The sequence below is a fragment of the Vibrio renipiscarius genome (genome assembly GCF_000827885.1).
In the GTDB taxonomy this organism is placed as follows: Bacteria; Pseudomonadota; Gammaproteobacteria; order Enterobacterales; family Vibrionaceae; genus Vibrio; species Vibrio renipiscarius.
In genome coordinates this window covers 840,760-856,929 of sequence record NZ_JTKH01000024.1, presented here as the reverse complement: position 1 = coordinate 856,929, position 16,170 = coordinate 840,760, and the positions used below count along the sequence as shown (strand labels likewise).

At 44.0% G+C, this 16,170-nt stretch carries 16 protein-coding genes; 7 read left to right on the top strand and 9 right to left on the bottom strand.

Features of this window, described 5'->3' with window-relative positions:
• The first annotated feature begins 141 nt into the window (after positions 1-141).
• The gene (locus tag OJ16_RS17470; protein WP_040992530.1) at positions 142-1,680 is read left to right on the top strand and encodes a DUF3612 domain-containing protein; all 1,539 of its coding nucleotides are present in this window, start codon (positions 142-144) and stop codon (positions 1,678-1,680) included.
• Positions 1,681-1,927: 247 nt separating this feature from the next.
• Here OJ16_RS17470 and OJ16_RS17465 read toward each other — a convergent pair whose 3' ends face one another.
• On the bottom strand, positions 1,928-3,196 hold the full coding sequence (locus tag OJ16_RS17465) for a diguanylate cyclase (RefSeq protein ID WP_236688449.1): 1,269 nt from the start codon (positions 3,194-3,196) through the stop codon (positions 1,928-1,930).
• Between the two features lie 499 nt (positions 3,197-3,695).
• Here OJ16_RS17465 and OJ16_RS17460 point away from each other — a divergent pair, with 499 nt between their 5' ends.
• Positions 3,696-4,796 (top strand): DUF3541 domain-containing protein, encoded by a 1,101-nt coding sequence (locus OJ16_RS17460; RefSeq protein WP_040992528.1) that lies wholly within the window; start codon positions 3,696-3,698, stop codon positions 4,794-4,796.
• Between the two features lie 84 nt (positions 4,797-4,880).
• Here OJ16_RS17460 and ppnP read toward each other — a convergent pair whose 3' ends face one another.
• Positions 4,881-5,159, bottom strand: a complete 279-nt coding sequence (gene ppnP, locus OJ16_RS17455) for a pyrimidine/purine nucleoside phosphorylase (protein ID WP_040992527.1) — start codon at positions 5,157-5,159, stop codon at positions 4,881-4,883.
• Between the two features lie 423 nt (positions 5,160-5,582).
• Here ppnP and OJ16_RS17450 point away from each other — a divergent pair, with 423 nt between their 5' ends.
• Complete coding sequence (locus tag OJ16_RS17450) at positions 5,583-6,677, top strand: mechanosensitive ion channel family protein (protein WP_040992526.1); 1,095 nt, start codon at positions 5,583-5,585, stop codon at positions 6,675-6,677.
• A gap of 75 nt (positions 6,678-6,752) precedes the next feature.
• Here the strand turns inward: OJ16_RS17450 and OJ16_RS17445 are convergent, their stop codons facing one another.
• The gene (locus tag OJ16_RS17445; RefSeq protein ID WP_328286857.1) at positions 6,753-7,928 is read right to left on the bottom strand and encodes an MBL fold metallo-hydrolase; all 1,176 of its coding nucleotides are present in this window, start codon (positions 7,926-7,928) and stop codon (positions 6,753-6,755) included.
• A gap of 121 nt (positions 7,929-8,049) precedes the next feature.
• On the opposite strand from OJ16_RS17445, the gene OJ16_RS17440 reads away from it, so the two are divergent.
• From OJ16_RS17440 to OJ16_RS17430, 3 genes are all read left to right on the top strand, one after another.
• Complete coding sequence (locus OJ16_RS17440) at positions 8,050-8,667, top strand: TetR/AcrR family transcriptional regulator (protein WP_040992524.1); 618 nt, start codon at positions 8,050-8,052, stop codon at positions 8,665-8,667.
• A gap of 232 nt (positions 8,668-8,899) precedes the next feature.
• Positions 8,900-9,421: a DUF2058 domain-containing protein gene (locus OJ16_RS17435; protein WP_040992523.1), complete on the top strand. Its 522-nt coding sequence runs from the start codon at positions 8,900-8,902 to the stop codon at positions 9,419-9,421.
• Positions 9,422-9,670: 249 nt separating this feature from the next.
• Positions 9,671-10,495 carry a diguanylate cyclase domain-containing protein gene (locus tag OJ16_RS17430; RefSeq protein WP_052810379.1) on the top strand — a complete coding sequence of 275 codons (825 nt, stop codon included), beginning with the start codon at positions 9,671-9,673 and terminating at the stop codon, positions 10,493-10,495.
• A gap of 93 nt (positions 10,496-10,588) precedes the next feature.
• On the opposite strand, the gene OJ16_RS17425 is transcribed toward OJ16_RS17430, so the two are convergent.
• Complete coding sequence (locus OJ16_RS17425; RefSeq protein WP_201773368.1) at positions 10,589-11,020, bottom strand: hypothetical protein; 432 nt, start codon at positions 11,018-11,020, stop codon at positions 10,589-10,591.
• A 336-nt stretch (positions 11,021-11,356) separates the two neighbouring features.
• On the opposite strand from OJ16_RS17425, the gene OJ16_RS20085 reads away from it, so the two are divergent.
• Positions 11,357-11,533 (top strand): hypothetical protein, encoded by a 177-nt coding sequence (locus tag OJ16_RS20085; protein ID WP_160289873.1) that lies wholly within the window; start codon positions 11,357-11,359, stop codon positions 11,531-11,533.
• A 105-nt stretch (positions 11,534-11,638) separates the two neighbouring features.
• On the opposite strand, the gene rplT is transcribed toward OJ16_RS20085, so the two are convergent.
• The 5 genes from rplT to OJ16_RS17400 form a co-directional block, all read right to left on the bottom strand.
• On the bottom strand, positions 11,639-11,992 hold the full coding sequence (gene rplT / locus OJ16_RS17420) for a 50S ribosomal protein L20 (protein ID WP_040992521.1): 354 nt from the start codon (positions 11,990-11,992) through the stop codon (positions 11,639-11,641).
• A gap of 41 nt (positions 11,993-12,033) precedes the next feature.
• Entirely contained in the window at positions 12,034-12,228 is a 195-nt protein-coding gene (rpmI, locus tag OJ16_RS17415) for a 50S ribosomal protein L35 (protein ID WP_005599947.1), read from the bottom strand.
• Between the two features lie 106 nt (positions 12,229-12,334).
• On the bottom strand, positions 12,335-12,886 hold the full coding sequence (infC, locus tag OJ16_RS17410) for a translation initiation factor IF-3 (RefSeq protein ID WP_082030270.1): 552 nt from the start codon (positions 12,884-12,886) through the stop codon (positions 12,335-12,337).
• 3 nt (positions 12,887-12,889) lie between these two features.
• Positions 12,890-14,818: a threonine--tRNA ligase gene (thrS, locus tag OJ16_RS17405; protein ID WP_040992519.1), complete on the bottom strand. Its 1,929-nt coding sequence runs from the start codon at positions 14,816-14,818 to the stop codon at positions 12,890-12,892.
• A gap of 285 nt (positions 14,819-15,103) precedes the next feature.
• Entirely contained in the window at positions 15,104-16,093 is a 990-nt protein-coding gene (locus OJ16_RS17400; RefSeq protein ID WP_040992517.1) for a porin, read from the bottom strand.
• Positions 16,094-16,170 lie beyond the last annotated feature (77 nt).

Here is a 16,170-nt window from a genome sequence, read left to right as displayed (position 1 = left end):
GCATCTTGTCTAAGTCCCTATGCCTTTCATGTAATTTGTTTCGCAATTTAATGACAAAATTGTGAACTGGCATACTTTGTAGCCTAGCGAATTTTTAACTACAATTTCACAACAAAAATTTTACAATGTGAATTTTACAAAATGACCTTGTCGAAAAGTTTGATACGCCAATCGCATTTCCTTGGGACGAAAATTAGAAATCTAAGGAAACGTAACCACTTAACGATGGAAGACCTTTCTGCGCGTTGCATTCGCATCAATCCGGAATATGCACCATCGGTTTCTTATCTGTCGATGATAGAGCGCGGGAAGCGTGTGCCGAGTATTGATATGCTCGAAGTCATCGCGGAAGTGTTTCAAAAAGACCCTGCGTGGTTTTTAGATGACGAGCCAGCCCATGAGGACATCACACCAGACAAAGGGAACCGTGGTGGGATTAGTGGTATGGCGCTGGAACCCAGCTTTCTCTTCTCCAAAGATATTTTGCAGATCGCGATCCCAGAGATGCTGTCTCAAACCGGCATTACCGGTCGCCAATTTGCGCACTTGCTTATAAGGGCGCATCAAGAAAGTCATCAGAACCATTTTCCTGATCTAGAAAGAGCCGCAGAAGAGGTGGGACTGAAGCGCCTAAACTTGTCGGCTCAAGATTTAATGGATATTGCACGTAGCATGGGGCTTACCATACGCTGGATATCACGCGCCCCACAAGATGTGGTGGATGAGCTCGGCGTGAGTGCTAAGCAAGTCGTCACCTCGTTTTTTGAACCGCCAGGCAGCATTTTCTTAAATGAAATTTTGCGTGATTACCCGACCCGATTAAAGTACGACTTAGCCGTGTATATCGGCCATTGTGTTCTCCACTCCAAAGAAGGCCTCAAAAGCGTCCTGTCTGTTGGGCATACGAATAGCTGGGAAAGCCACCCAGAGCAAAGCAGCAGCTCAGAACTTAACTCCAAAGATATTTTGCAAGCCTGGCGCGATTTTGAATCGAGTTTTTTCGCCGGGGCGTTGCTTTGTCCAAAAGTGCCTTTTCGCCAATTGCTCGACCGTAATGGCTACGAAATAGGTGTGCATAAAAAAGCGGGCGTCTCTCCTTCAGTGGCGATGCGACGAATGACCGTCGTCTCGCCTTACCCGCATTGGCATTACTTTGATGCGTATGGACAAAACAAACTTAAAGCGGTCTATCGCGGCAATGGGATCCCTCTCCCTTGGGGAAATATGCGCAAGGTCAACGACCCCTGCCAGCACTGGGCGGTGTTTAGACGACTCTCTGAGCCACAAAGTGCGAGTTCAGCACAAATTTCTATTTTGCACGTAGGAGATGAACCTCGCATCTATTGTTGTGAATCGATGAATATGACCGATCCAGCGGGTAATGAGCGAGTTCTTTGTGCGGGCATTGATTTGAATCCGGCGATCGATGCGCAAGGTGGGCATTCACGCGCCATCGCCGAAGAGCTCAAAGCACTGTGCGTTAAAAATGGGGGAAGCGCCCCCATTCCTAGCCACATTAAACGAGAATTTACGACCATCGCCAAGATACTCAATATTAATTGGGTTGAACGTGGTCTCTATTCTGACGCGAGGGTGATTTGTTCACGAGGCGCAGTTTGCCCAAGACAACCAAGTTGCTATCAGCGCTGTGGAGACAATGGTGGCTCAGAGGAATTTTAGGCAGAAAAAAAGCCAATCACAATAAAGGTGATTGGCTATGTATGATTGTGAACAAAAATTCGGTTCACTAACAACGTCAGTTGGCTAGGTGACCCTCGGCTTAAGAAGGGTCATTTCTAATAAAGCACGATGCGTGCCAACTTTTAAATTATTTTTAACCCCCCGTGTTTAGGGACTTTCGTCCTCGTTTCATGAAAACTTTTTGCATACGTTTTTTGCATAATGCGAATTAATAAGATTATGCGAATTATATAATTGCAATTTGCAAATCACGTCGCTGTTTCTTTGCTTGGTACATGCTGTCATCTGCGGCTTTCAGCATTTCTTCTACCGAATTAAAGGGCTGTTTAAAAAGCGCACAACCAATGCTCGCTTGAACCTGAATGCTATGCCCGCCATATTCAACGGGTGTATGACTGAGCGATCGTTCAATCGCCTCAACGACCAATTGAGCATCCGCGGCATTCAAGACTCGAGGCAATAAGACCAAAAATTCATCGCCCCCGACTCTCGCAATCACATCTGATGAGCGAAGCGTGCTTTTTATGCGATGCGCTGCCGCGAGCAAAACTTGGTCACCCGCATTGTGACCAAATTGGTCATTCACCCATTTGAACTTATCTAAATCAATATTGAGCAATGCAAATCGTTCGCCCACAATGGCGCTCTTCGCCAATAAGAATTGTTGCTCAAGCGTAGACATAAAATACCGGCGATTGGGCAATCCCGTCAGCGGATCATGTAGTGATCGCTGATTAGCCAAATCATACATGCGATAAATAGCGATAAAACTTAGTGATAAAAAAATCAAATTTCCATAGCCAATGAGACGTACACTGTGCGACTGCATACTATTGACCGATAACAGAGAGGTGGGCTTTTCTGCGATGGCAATCACCCAATGCCCAAAGGGGAAGTAGACATTCTCTTTCACAACCGCGTGACTAAGCGTTGCTGACTCCCCAAAAAAAGTCTGGCCTGTCGCCCCAAGTTCATTAACGCTACTGATCACGATCTGATACTGTTCGGTGAGCGCCCCTACCCCTGCGTCTTCAAGCAATGTATCGAGATCCAGCACCACACTGCAAGAGCCCCAATATTGCGAGTTAAATGGAGGATCGGTAAAAATAGGGATACGGGCAATAACACCTTGGCCACCTTGTAGTAGAGGGATCGGCCCTGATATATCGAAATCTTGGGTTAATCGCGCTTTTTCAATGGATTGGTATTGTTCCGGAAGGTGACGATAATGAGTGCCAAGCACCTGCATATTCCCTTCTAATGGATAAACATATTCCACAATGTCATTTGGCGCCAAACTAATGGACCGGATATGTTTACTGCGCTCACTCAACCGGTTCGCTAAATCATACCAATCATTCACGCTCATATTGGGATTAGCAGCCATCAATACAGGAATGCTGTTGAGGATGTAAACGTCTGAGAAAATGAGCGCTTCTAAGCGCGTTCGTACCAATGAGACTTTCTCTTCCGCCTTTTTTTGCATGGCTGACATTAAGTATGTTTTTTGGTGATAATTTAAATATTCAATACACGAGACAGAGACCAGAATAAAAGCAATGCAGAGCAAAGATAGCGACCAACGTCTGCATCGACAATGTCTCATGTTGTCTCCTTGATAAACTCACGCTTTATCCGACCCATAGCATGACTGGAATCATCGCTTAACCATTCATTTGCATATGAATTTATTTTTCATCACCTTCAATAAAACTATAATACGTCATCCTATAATTTCTCGATAAAATGTCATTTTATTGATCATTCACTCATTAACAGCGATCGGCGTTGGAGGATCGAGAAAACTATATTCTTAGAATCCAGCATTCATAACACTCATTCACAACACCCACGCTCAACACCCATGCACCACACCGGTATGGCGCAATCAGCGCACCTTGTTTGACAACTTTGCGTGAATCTGACGGATTAATTACATTGATTAGGCTAATGTTTGCTATCGTATAGACTCATCATTTTATTAGGGAATTTCGATGCGCCACCACTTTCTCGCCCTTATACTTGGCCTAACCCTATCGCATTCTGTTTGTGCTGATAATCAAACGAAACAACACGTTGAGCAGTACAAACAATCTGCTGATTTAATTCGCCAAACCTACGAACAGCAACTCTATACGCTGCCCGCTTTTAAAGAAGGCCATTACGGTTTGCGTATGTATCGTCAAACATTAGATGATAAATACTCGGCCGCGATATGGAGTGATCTAGCCCGAGTCACCAGTCGCTTGAATTACTTTGCTGCTGAGGTGAATACGCCAGAACAAATTTATCTCTATTCTGAACAGCGCCTTGAAGGCTACAAAGACGATGAAGACGAACGCAGTATGCGTCGCTTCACAGTGACAAAACACACCCCAGAGTATCTCTATTTGGGTGTCGATTTATTAGGATCGATGGCAAGAGCGAATGAGTACGGCTTACAACATCAACAAGATGATAAATTACGTAAGGTTATCCGCCGTTATGATTTTAATCATTACGCGACCGACCCGGAAATGATTCGAGCTTGGGCAGCTCAACTTGCTAATCAAGTCTATTGGCTACGTCAATTAGGCGAACAAGATGTTGTGCCTGAATTTATTGAAGCCTTTCAAAAAACCTATCCCGATAATAAAGACAGCAAACTGTCACCACAGCAATATGGTAATAAGCTCTATGGCATGACCCACATTATTTTTGCCGATTCCGAGTATTACCAAAAGCAAGTCAGTGAACAGCAGCATCAGTGGATCTTTGATTATTTCAGAGCCAATATCGATGAAATTATTGTGCGTGCCAAAGAAGACGTAATCGCAGAAGTGGGGATTTCATTTTTGCTCGCCGGGCTTGAAAACGATCCGGTGGTTGCAAAAACACGCGCAGCGATTGCCGCAGCAGTGAATACACAAAAAGGCATGGTGCCTTCTGTCACGGGGGATTTCGACTTCAGTCAAGGCGAGCATCGCAACACCTTAGCGATCATGTTGCTGGATTGGCAGCAAGTGAATCAAGCACCAACGTACACCAGACAACCGCACATATTCAGCCGCTTGCCTTACGGTCTTGAGCCTAAACCCTCCGAAGATCAACAATAACAATATCAACAATATTTATGATCAACAACGCCCTCTCTGAGGGCGTTTTTACACTGACGATTCTAGGCGGTTTATACCTTAAACTTATAGGTATTCACACAAGTAAGCCGTCGCAACTTCAATGCGTAATTCAAACGAAGAGTCACCAGAAACATTGAACGATTCACCGTCGCGGAATGTCGTCCAATCAAGTTCACCTTCACGTTTGATCGTCAATGCGCCCTTAACGACCGTCATTTTTTCTGGTGCTGCTGTGCCAAAGGTATACTCGCCTGGCGCCATAACACCCACGCTCGATTCATCACTAAGTTGTGTAAATGCAAGTGATTGAACATTACCTTCAAAATAAACATTATGTTTCATTTTTCTTCCTTGAGCTGGCTAAATAATAATCGTCAACCTAACGGACACGTTAGGTTACCGCAACCTTGATCTTTTATCCTAAAACTTAAAGCGCAACAAGCATTAACTTAGGGTTGCACACAATAAGACACAGAAATAAAACCGGTAGAAGCCCCGTATCCCGCCCACCAAAACCACACTATGACACTCGCACCCAGCAATCTAGCCGTCACATTTCAAGCAACAGATGAGCGATGAATGACGAATTCACGAGTAAATGTACAATGTGCTTTCATAAATACCTTAATTCACTTACAAATTAGTGCATTATTAAGCCCATACGTATTCGCTCCTGCATGTTATGTATATACTCGAATGCAGCTTAACTCGGACGGCCTCATGCGATGACAGGTCGTTCTCCATTGAATAATAAGATCTCTGAAAATGAACGAACTTAAAAACCTAATCCCGCAAAATTGGGATTATTTTACTCAGCAGTTCGACACAAACGTACTGTTTATCACTGTCGCCAGTTTTTTTGCTTGGATAGCCTGGAGACTGATCTATGGACGCTTAGAGTTGCTCGTGAGCCGAACCTCATTTCATTGGGATGACCTCACTCTAAGTGCGCTTAAAACCCCCATCAGTACCTTAATTTGGTGTTGGCCTGCCACAATTTCACTCGGCTTTTTACTCCAAAACCACATGAGTTCAACGCTTAACTGGCTAAGCACACTCAAGCTCATTTTGGTGATTGGTATTTTTGTTTGGATCACGATGCGTTTGATCAATAACGTGGAAACATTCGTGCTCGATCAGAAAAACCGCGATGAAACGACCGTTCAAGCGATTGCTAAAGTCGCTAGACTGTTCTTTATTGTGATTGGCGCACTGACCGTCATGCAAGCTTTTGGGTTGAGCCTATCAGGCTTACTCACCTTTGGTGGTGTGGGTGGTTTGATTGTCGGTTTGGCGGCCAAAGACCTATTATCGAATTTCTTTGGCGGCATGATGATCTACTTTGATCGCCCTTTCAAAGTTGGGGATTGGGTTCGTTCCCCTGATCGCCAAATTGAAGGCACGGTTGAGCGCATTGGTTGGCGTATGACCATCATTCGTACCTTTGATAAACGCCCTATCTATGTACCAAACTCGGTGTTTAGTAGCATTGTGGTTGAAAACCCTTCGCGAATGCTGAATCGTCGAATTAATGAAACCATTGGTATTCGCTATGATGACGGCGCTAAAGTCGCACAAATCGTCACTGACATTAAACACATGTTAGAAAACCATCCCGATATTGATGCCAACCAAACACTGATCGTCAACTTCAACGCGTTTGGCCCATCATCATTAGATTTACTGGTTTACACCTTTACCAAAACGGTCAACTGGATCCGCTACCACGAAGTCAAGCAAGATGTGTTGTTGCAAATTATGGCGATTATTCATCAGCATGATGCGGACATTGCCTTCCCGACACAAACGCTCAAGTTCGATCCCGTTCGCACTGAAGTGCCAACAGCCTCCACGCTGTAATTTTGCCTCTAGATACTCGCCGTTAATCGACGTTTAATCAAAGTGGAACCCCCTTATTTCAAAAGGGGGTATCCGCTAACTTTGATAGCTGAATTTTGCTTTAACCGACTCAAGCATGGGCATATGCCACCACTGCTCCGTTTGGATCTGTTCACGGATTTCAAAACTCTGCCCAATCATAGGAGTGACCAAAGGCATGGCGTATTTTGCTGTTTCTTCGAGCAAATCTATCATTGGCTCATCCCAACGGTGAGAAAACAATTCATACGTCGACCAATGCACTGGCATCAATTGTTTCGCGCCTAAATCATGAAAAGCCTGCATTGTATGCTTTGCTTGCATGTGCCCCCAGTTTTCAACGGGGAATCCTTGGCCATCCTTTACATTAGCGGCCACTTCAATAAACGCGAGATCAAAGGGACCAAAGCGCTCTCCGATCTGTTTGAAATGCGCATCGTAGGCGCTATCCCCGCTATAAAACAAAGTATCATTGGTGCCCTTGATGACCCAAGATGCCCATAGCGTCTGATTACTATCAAACCCTGTGCGTCCAGAGTTATGGTTTGCAGGGGTTGCGGTGAAAGTTAAACGCCCGAGCTGCGTCGATTGCCACCAATCCAATTCTTCGATTTGATTAGGTTCGACACCCCAACGCTCCAAATGGCGACCCACGGCCAAAGGCACAATAAACCGGACCTGGCGTTGCTCTGCGATGTTGGCGTAGTAGCGAATCGTTGACTCTTCCAGATGATCATAATGATCATGGGAAATAACGATTGCATCTGGAATCGGCAGATCTTCGCGTTTAATCGGTACTTTTACATTTCTCGCAAATAACCGTTTCGCCACCCAAGGGGATGCATAGTCAAACACCGGATCAATCAGGATTCTTTTATTTTCGATTTCAATATAAAGACTTGAGTGCCCTAACCAGGTGACTCGAGGCTTTTTATAAGGCCGTTCAAAACATTGTGGATTGATCGCTTGATAAGGCAATTCAATTTGTGGTTTCAGTGCGTTTCGCTTAAAGAAAAATGTCCACAAGATGTCCGACATGCTTTGCGTGCTCGGTACACTGGGCATATTCACCTTTACCCGCCCTCCGCGAAATTGTTCCGAGTCAGCGATACGTTGCATTCGGATTGACTCGCTCGCCTTTCGAATTTGCTTTCTACGCTGCGCTTTTTTGCGGCGGCGGGCGGCCTTACTATCAAAAAGAAAAGCCAAAGACGTTTTAACTCTATTGCTCATTTTCATGACCTATTCGCTATCAATAAAAGTAAACGATGGTGTATACTTTAGTTACAGCTTAACAATAAGTAAACACTACCGTTTACTTTTGTTGCCATGGCAATTCTTTTGGAAGCGAACCATGATAAAAAGAAGCGATATAAAACAAGAAGATATCATTAAATCTGCCATTGAGGTTTTTTTGCAAAAAGGCTTTGAGCAAGCAAGTATGGAAGGTATTTCTAAGCATGCTGGCGTCTCTAAGCGCACGCTTTACAAATACTACCCAAACAAAGATGCTCTATTCGAAGTTATTGTAGACAAGCTAATGTGTCGCTTTAATGACCAATGTGAGTTGAAATTTGAACCTTCTGTTTCAGTTGCTCAACAGCTGTCTGAACTGACGCTTAAGCAAATGTGCTATATCAATACCGCTGATTTTCAAATCACTGCTAGATTGGTCATGGCTGAATGCATACGATGCGCAAATACGTCTGCACTGCTAATGAAAAAATTTAACGCTATCGAAGATAGCTATGGGCTTTGCCAGTGGATCACACAAGGCATTGAGGCCGGCCAACTGGTCGTTGATGACATTCCGCTTGCAGTGGAACAATACATTGGCAGCATTAAAGCGATTGTTTTTTGGCCACAACTCTTAGCCCATCAGCCACCACCTAGTTGTGAAGAGCTCAAGAAGGTTATCGAGTCTGCGGTGACAAGCTTTGTCGCAACCTACGCAGCTAAAACGCCAGCGTAATCCCCACGAGCACAGTATGTCACCGTGAAAGAAGGTGCGCTTGAATCGAACGATAGCGCGCTTCTTTTGTAAGATCATAGACAAACACCGTCGTATTCGACGTATTCCTCCCCGTTTATCGCCCCTTTATCGCTGAAGATAACCAGAATCATCACGATTGTTCTTGATCGAACTTTATTTGCAGCGGTGTAGCCGATAAAATACACGGAGATAAAATCAGATTGGAATGACCATGGCAAAGTTAACTCTGCAAGAGCAAATGTTAAAAGCAGGCTTAGTAAACGAAAAAAAACTGAATAAAGCGAAAAAGGGCTCGAAGAAATCTCGCGTTCAAGCTCGTGAAGTAAAAGCGGCTGTTGAAGAAAATAAGCGCCAACAGCAAGAGCGTGATAAAGAATTAAGCACGCAGCAGAACGAACAGCGTCTGAACAACGAAGTCCGCGCCCAAATCAAACAATTAATCGAAATGAATAAAATCGATTTTAAAAATGGCGATATCAAATACAACTTCACTGACGGCACGCTCATCAAATCGCTGTATGTGGATAACATGACTCGTTCACAACTGATCAGCGGTATTTTGACGATTGCACGTAATGAAGAAAGCTATGTCATTATTCCAAGCGTTGTCGCCAACAAAATCGCACAACGTGATGAGCAAGTTATTATCGAACAGAAACAGCCTGAAGCGGACGTACCCGTGGAAGATGACCCATACGCAGACTTCGTGGTCCCTGATGATCTGATGTGGTAATACTTTGATAAAGAGGTGCTATTCATCCGCAATAGCGCCTTATTTTTCCTCTCGCCCCCGTCACCACATCCCCCCTTTCTCTGGTCACTCGATATATGCCATATCACAGTGACGCGCATACTGACTATCGCGAACGGCCCTATCAATAGGCAGGAAGAGCATCTTTCCGTTGTGTGCAATAACTTGCATTATTGTGACTGACGATTTGCTAGTATTGGCTAGATTCTAATTCGTTTTTTCTAGGTTTTCATGCGTTCACTGTTCAATAATCACAACTTGCCCAACTGGATCATCAAAAGCGCCATTACGTTTTCTATCGTCCCGGTCATTTATATCGTGCCGGTTGTCGTGTTTCAGATCCCGCTTGAGTCTTTTTATGATTATTTCCTAGAAGTCACCCGGTTATATTGCGTATTACTGCTCTCTTCGATGATTGGTAAACTGATTAACTCTAAAATGATAAAGTTCGGGCTTTATCTTGCCATCGCCAATGGTGTTTACGACTCGATCACCGAAATTATTATCATCGAACAACTCATCAGTCACCGTTTCCCATTTGCTGATGCCCTACTTGATGAGGGACTATTAATCGCGAGTTACGGCTGCATTATTAATGGCCTATTCCAACACTTTAATCGAATTAACACATTAACGCTGACTGACAACCTGACGCAATGCTACAACTTGTCGACGGTCCCTCTCATCCCATTCGGGGCTTACCAAGTCTTTTATTTTAACTTGGATAATTTCAAGAGAATCAATCAAACTCAAGGACACGATGTTGGCAATAAGGTCTTGGTCAATTTCGCTGCTCAATTAATGCATTCAACATCAAACAACGGCTATGTCTTTAGAGTTGAAGGCGATAAATTTATCACCGTTATTGATGTGAACTGTGCTCAGCATTTCATTGACTCATTTAATCAATCTTATCAGCAGGAACGCATCGCTTTTAGCTATGGTACGGCAGCGTGTTTTGACAACAAGCTCAAACAGGCCATCGATGAGGCTCGTGATAATCTAAACGAGATGAAAAGTGATAAAGAAGCGATGTGTATCGATAGGATAACCTGATAACGCGATGATGGATAAGTTTGGCATCGGTAAAATGTACTCGCTCCCCCTCTGGCAAGCGAGTAAAAAACAAACGTTGCTGCCACCGCACTCTCACTCAAATTTTGGGTGTTCCATTTCTTTGTCATTTTCACGTTGAATATGACAAAGCAGTTGCCTAAAGCTTGTGGTTATTGCTTGTAGCTCTTTCTCATCCACTACCGGTTGATGAGAGAACCATTGTGGTTTCGTCCGCTCGACGCGGGCGTTATCATGCCAAACGCGCAATTCATAATGATAGCCAATGACAACGATCGCATAAGACTCGATACCATTAGTGAAAATAATGCATTTAGGCAAATAGACTTGCTCCCCCTCAAACAACTCATACCATTGCGCCTCATTTTGCCAACTAACGTATTTAAGGGGGGCTTTTAGCGAGCAACCTATCGAATGATGTCGATTGAACAACACTGCATTAATGTCGCTTAGTGAAAATGGATGCAACTCCTCTTCACTTGAAAGCGAATATAACCAACGCTTCAAGATTGGTATTTTCTTCCCATTGCCATTTAGACGTCCACACAATGAATTATGACGATAGTAAATCCGCAAACTTTGATCCCTCTAGTATCCAATCACTCGCTATTGTCGTTAGCCATTAACTTGAGATGCACCTTAAAAAATAAGCATCTATCTTGCCTCAGTTCTATGCTTGCACACTAATGCCATCGAATTCTATTTGTCGCACAATGCAATGAAATGTATGTAATAACCCACTGAGAGTGATGCTGAGGGCGTAATTGAGAATAATAGTGTGAGATAACAAGAAGAAGAATAGAACCGCCTACGCGAAGATCAGGCGCAGATGGTGGTTAACTCATGATTATCATTGCAGCACGATTTAAAAACGATGAAACGACGTTATCAGCAATTTTAACCCGCAAGAGTGAGCAAAGACTTAGGTGGATTGGAATAGAAGCCCAATGTGGAAATAATCATGATGAGGGGCTAACGGAAGAAGCGCGAGCAATATGGCAGTTCGCATTCGCCGAATGAACTGAACCATGGATAAATGAGGAAAGAACAGAAGTAGAAATAATGGACCAATAAGAAAAAAGGAGAGCCTAAGCTCTCCTTTCATTAACCTGAACTGCGATCTAATTAAAGAGCAGCTTTCGCTTTTTCAACTAGTACAGCAAATGCTGCTTTGTCGAATACTGCGATGTCAGCAAGAATCTTACGATCGATCTCGATAGATGCTTTCTTAAGACCGTTGATGAAACGGCTGTAAGATAGACCATTTTGACGAGATGCCGCGTTGATACGTGCAATCCAAAGTTGACGGAATTGACGTTTCTTGGTACGACGGTCACGGTAAGCGTATTGACCAGCTTTGGTAACTGCTTGGAAAGCTACGCGGTAAACACGTGAACGTGCTCCGTAGTAACCTTTAGCTTGTTTTAGAACTTTCTTATGACGTGCACGAGCTTGTACACCACGTTTTACGCGAGGCATTATGCTTCTCCTAAACTAAACGATTATTAAACTAAAAAGAATTAAGCGTATGGCATCATACGAGCAATTGCAGCCACTTCACACTTAGGAAGGATTGCATTTGGACGTAGCTGACGCTTGTTCTTAGTAGTACGCTTAGTCAGGATGTGACGTTTAGTAGCGTGCTTAAACTTAATACCACCAGCAGTTTTCTTAAAACGCTTAGCAGCACCTTTGTTGGTTTTCATCTTAGGCATGATGAATAACTCCGCATTGTTGAGTTGTTTATAACAATAGTAATTAGGGCGAAAAAAACTCAGCCGTCTTATAACGACTGAGTATTTCTACTTGTAAGGCCGTTAATTACTTCTTTTTAGGGGCTAGTACCATGATCATCTGACGGCCTTCGATACGGCTTGGGAATGATTCAACTACAGCAAACTCTATAGTATCTTCTTTCAAGCGACGAAGAACATCAACACCGATGTCTTGGTGAGCCATCTCACGGCCACGGAAGCGAATAGTTACTTTCACTTTGTTGCCGTCTTCAAGGAAACCAGTCAGGTTGCGTAGTTTTACCTGATAGTCTCCAATATCAGTTCCAGGTCGGAATTTAATTTCCTTGATCTGAACCTGCTTTTGCTTTTTCTTCTGCTCTTTAGCAGATTTGCTCTTTTCAAAGAGGAATTTGCCGTAATCCATCACGCGACAGACTGGTGGCTCCGCGTTAGGGCTGATCTCAACAAGATCCATACCTGCTTCTTCAGCAGCAGCTACAGCTTCCTGAATTGATACAACACCAACTGACTCACCGTCAGCACCAGTTAAACGAACTTCACGTACGCCACGAATCTCACCGTTTAAACGGTGCGGGTTTTGTTTTACCGGCTGTTGGCCGCGTCTTCCGCCTTTAATAGCTTATTCCTCCAGATTGAGCTTACGGCTAGTAATCTCGGCTTGGATGTATGTAATTAAATCATCCACTTTAAATTTGCCAAGATCCTTGCCTCTACGTGTACGGACTGCGATTTCGCCTGCTTCCATCTCTTGGTCGCCACAAACTAGCATAAACGGTACACGTTTCAATGTATGTTCGCGGATTTTAAAGCCAATCTTCTCATTTCTCAAGTCCGCTTTGGCTCTAATTCCACTTTTTTGCAATTTTTTTGCTACTTCTTGTGCATAATCGGCCTGTTTGTCAGTAATGTTCATAATTACTGCTTGTTCAGGAGCCAACCACGTTGGGAAGAAGCCCGCGTATTCCTCAATTAGAATACCGATGAAACGCTCTAGAGAGCCTAGAATTGCACGGTGGATCATAACAGGTACTAGACGCTCATTACTCTCACCTACGTAAGTCGCACCAAGGCGATTCGGTAGGTTGAAGTCTAGCTGTACTGTACCACATTGCCACGCACGGTCTAAGCAATCATGCAGAGTAAATTCGATCTTAGGACCATAGAATGCACCTTCGCCTTCTTGAATCTCATATGGGATGTCCATAGATTCAAGAGAAAGCTTAAGCGCTTCTTCAGATTGGTCCCAAATCTCATCAGAACCAACACGGTTTTCAGGACGCGTTGATAGTTTAACAACAATATTGTCAAAACCGAATGTCTGGTATGTATCATAAACCATTTTGATACAGCTCGTCACTTCCTCTTGGATTTGACTCTCAGTACAGAAAATATGAGCGTCATCCTGAGTAAAGCCACGTACACGCATGATACCGTGTAGTGCACCAGATGGTTCATTACGGTGACAAGAGCCAAACTCAGCCATACGTAATGGTAGATCACGGTAAGACTTCAAACCTTGGTTAAAGATCTGAATGTGACCAGGACAGTTCATCGGTTTCAATGCGTAATCACGATTCTCAGAAGAGGTCGTGAACATCGCTTCTGCGTACTTGTCCCAGTGACCAGAGCGCTCCCAAAGAACGCGATCCATAATAAGTGGACCTTTCACTTCTTGGTAGCCGTATTCGTCTAGCTTAGAGCGTACAAATACTTCTAGATCACGGAAGATTGACCAACCATTATGATGCCAGAATACCATACCTGGTGCTTCTTGCTGCATGTGGAATAGGTCAAGCTGCTTACCTAATTTACGGTGGTCGCGTTTCGCCGCTTCTTCAAGGCGAGTCAGGTGCGCCTTAAGTGCTTTCTTATCGTGGAAAGCAGTACCGTAAATACGTTGCAGCATCTTGTTGTCGCTGTTACCACGCCAGTAAGCGCCTGCAACATTCAACAAAGTGAAATGTTGGCAGAAGCCCATGTTTGGTACGTGAGGACCACGACACATGTCGATGTATTCTTCGTGATGGTATAGACCTGGACGATCGTCGCGTGCAACGTTCTCATCCAAGATTTCCATTTTGTAAGTTTCGCCACGCGCTTCGAATGCGTCACGCGCTTCCTGCCAGCTAACTTTCTTTTTAACAACTTCGTACTTGGTCTTCGCAAGCTCTTTCATACGCTTTTCAATCTTTTCAAGATCTTCTTGCGTTAGCGACTCTTCTAGATCGATATCGTAGTAGAAACCGCTGTCGATCGTTGGACCGATCGCCATTTTAGCTTGAGGGAACAGCTGCTTGATTGCATGACCTAGAAGGTGAGCGCAAGAGTGACGAACGATTTCTAAACCGTCTACTTCATCTTTTACTGTGATGATTTCTAGGCTTGCATCTTCTTCAATAAGATCGCATGCATCAACGCGTTGACCATTAACACGACCAGCGATGGTTGCTTTAGCAAGACCAGGGCCGATAGATTGCGCTACTTCAAGAGTAGATACTGGGTTGTCAAATTGACGCTGACTGCCGTCAGGAAGAGTAATAATAGGCATGTATAATCCTTACAGTGGTGTTGCATACCAAGCAACACTTGCTGATTTTAATCGATTTAACTTATTTTAAAGCGACTAGTGAATTTGGTTTTATTCGCATTTAGAGACAAATACGGATGCCCCTTCCTACGAACAGGCGCACATTGTAACTGAACCAGATAAAATAACAATCAAAGTCACACAATTCGATTAATCTGCTTTACTCCTTAAATCCAGAGGACAAAAAACAAAAACGCCGCCAACGTTTAAGTTGGGCAGCGTTTCATCTTTGAATCATGCGGTTAACTAGAAATCGTAGCGTACACCTAGACGCAATGTATCTTCACCTTCCGTGATAATACCTGCAGCATCTTTCTTCTCATCTAAGCCATTTATGTAGTACGAAAGATAAGTACGGAAGTTGCTGTTGAATTTGTAGTAGCCAACCAATTCAACGCCTTCAACATCATCATTTTTCGCACCATCTGCTTGCTCATTTTCTTGCTTAGTATAAAGCGCAGCGGCTGATAATTGCTTGTTGAATTGATATTGTGCAACCAATTCCATCGCCGTGAATTTTTCATCTGCCGTGCCCGTGGCTTTATCGTCTAGGTCACCAAAAGAGTAAGTACCGGCAAGGTATAGATTCTCAATCGTAAAACCAACACCAAACAGCGCTTCCGATTGACTACCGGCACCTTCACCCAAATCCGCCCCTGATAAGGCAACGCCAAGATCTAAGCCCATAGGCAATGAATAAAGTCCTGACACACCGTAGCCGTCGGTGTCTTTGGCTTCATTGGCTTGGTAAGTAGCTTGAACTTGCAGTGCATCAAATTCACCCGCGTATTTGAAAACACTGTCTTCTTTATCACTGGCCGAACCAATCACTTGCTGAACACCCGAAAATTCCGTGATATCCGTTAGGTCAGAAATAATCACTGAAGCCATGTCTTGGCGACCAAATGACACCGCACCAAAATCACCTTCTACACCCGCAAACATATAGCGGTTTTCAAACTCACTCGTGCCGGTATCTTGTTCTGCTTCATAAACCGCAAATGCTGATAATGAGTCGGTAATTTCAGATTTGCCTTTTAGGTTCAGTCGGGCACGAGTGCTATCTTTCATCGACCCATCGATTTCAGCGCCTTTAGAGCCAATGAAATCACCGCGAAACTCAACACGACCACCCACTTTTAGCTCGGTTCCATCGGCACTATACACCGTGGCGGCCAATGCAGACCCTGACGTTAAACCCGCAAATACAGCCAATGCCACTACTGCTTTTTTCATGTTCTCTTCCCTAAGTTAGTCATGAGCTTTCCGCTCAATTGTTTTTACTGGTGACTAAGTTAGAGGGGAAGTGTGAA

Coding starts and splice junctions, on each gene's coding strand:
- OJ16_RS17470 (WP_040992530.1), top strand. CDS start 142: ATGACCTTGTCGAAAAGTTTGATACGCCAATCGCATTTCCTTGGGACG.
- OJ16_RS17465 (WP_236688449.1), bottom strand. CDS start 3,196: ATGTCAGCCATGCAAAAAAAGGCGGAAGAGAAAGTCTCATTGGTACGA.
- OJ16_RS17460 (WP_040992528.1), top strand. CDS start 3,696: ATGCGCCACCACTTTCTCGCCCTTATACTTGGCCTAACCCTATCGCAT.
- ppnP (WP_040992527.1), bottom strand. CDS start 5,159: ATGAAACATAATGTTTATTTTGAAGGTAATGTTCAATCACTTGCATTT.
- OJ16_RS17450 (WP_040992526.1), top strand. CDS start 5,583: ATGAACGAACTTAAAAACCTAATCCCGCAAAATTGGGATTATTTTACT.
- OJ16_RS17445 (WP_328286857.1), bottom strand. CDS start 7,928: ATGAGCAATAGAGTTAAAACGTCTTTGGCTTTTCTTTTTGATAGTAAG.
- OJ16_RS17440 (WP_040992524.1), top strand. CDS start 8,050: ATGATAAAAAGAAGCGATATAAAACAAGAAGATATCATTAAATCTGCC.
- OJ16_RS17435 (WP_040992523.1), top strand. CDS start 8,900: ATGGCAAAGTTAACTCTGCAAGAGCAAATGTTAAAAGCAGGCTTAGTA.
- OJ16_RS17430 (WP_052810379.1), top strand. CDS start 9,671: ATGCGTTCACTGTTCAATAATCACAACTTGCCCAACTGGATCATCAAA.
- OJ16_RS20085 (WP_160289873.1), top strand. CDS start 11,357: ATGATTATCATTGCAGCACGATTTAAAAACGATGAAACGACGTTATCA.
- rplT (WP_040992521.1), bottom strand. CDS start 11,992: ATGCCTCGCGTAAAACGTGGTGTACAAGCTCGTGCACGTCATAAGAAA.
- rpmI (WP_005599947.1), bottom strand. CDS start 12,228: ATGCCTAAGATGAAAACCAACAAAGGTGCTGCTAAGCGTTTTAAGAAA.
- thrS (WP_040992519.1), bottom strand. CDS start 14,818: ATGCCTATTATTACTCTTCCTGACGGCAGTCAGCGTCAATTTGACAAC.
- OJ16_RS17400 (WP_040992517.1), bottom strand. CDS start 16,093: ATGAAAAAAGCAGTAGTGGCATTGGCTGTATTTGCGGGTTTAACGTCA.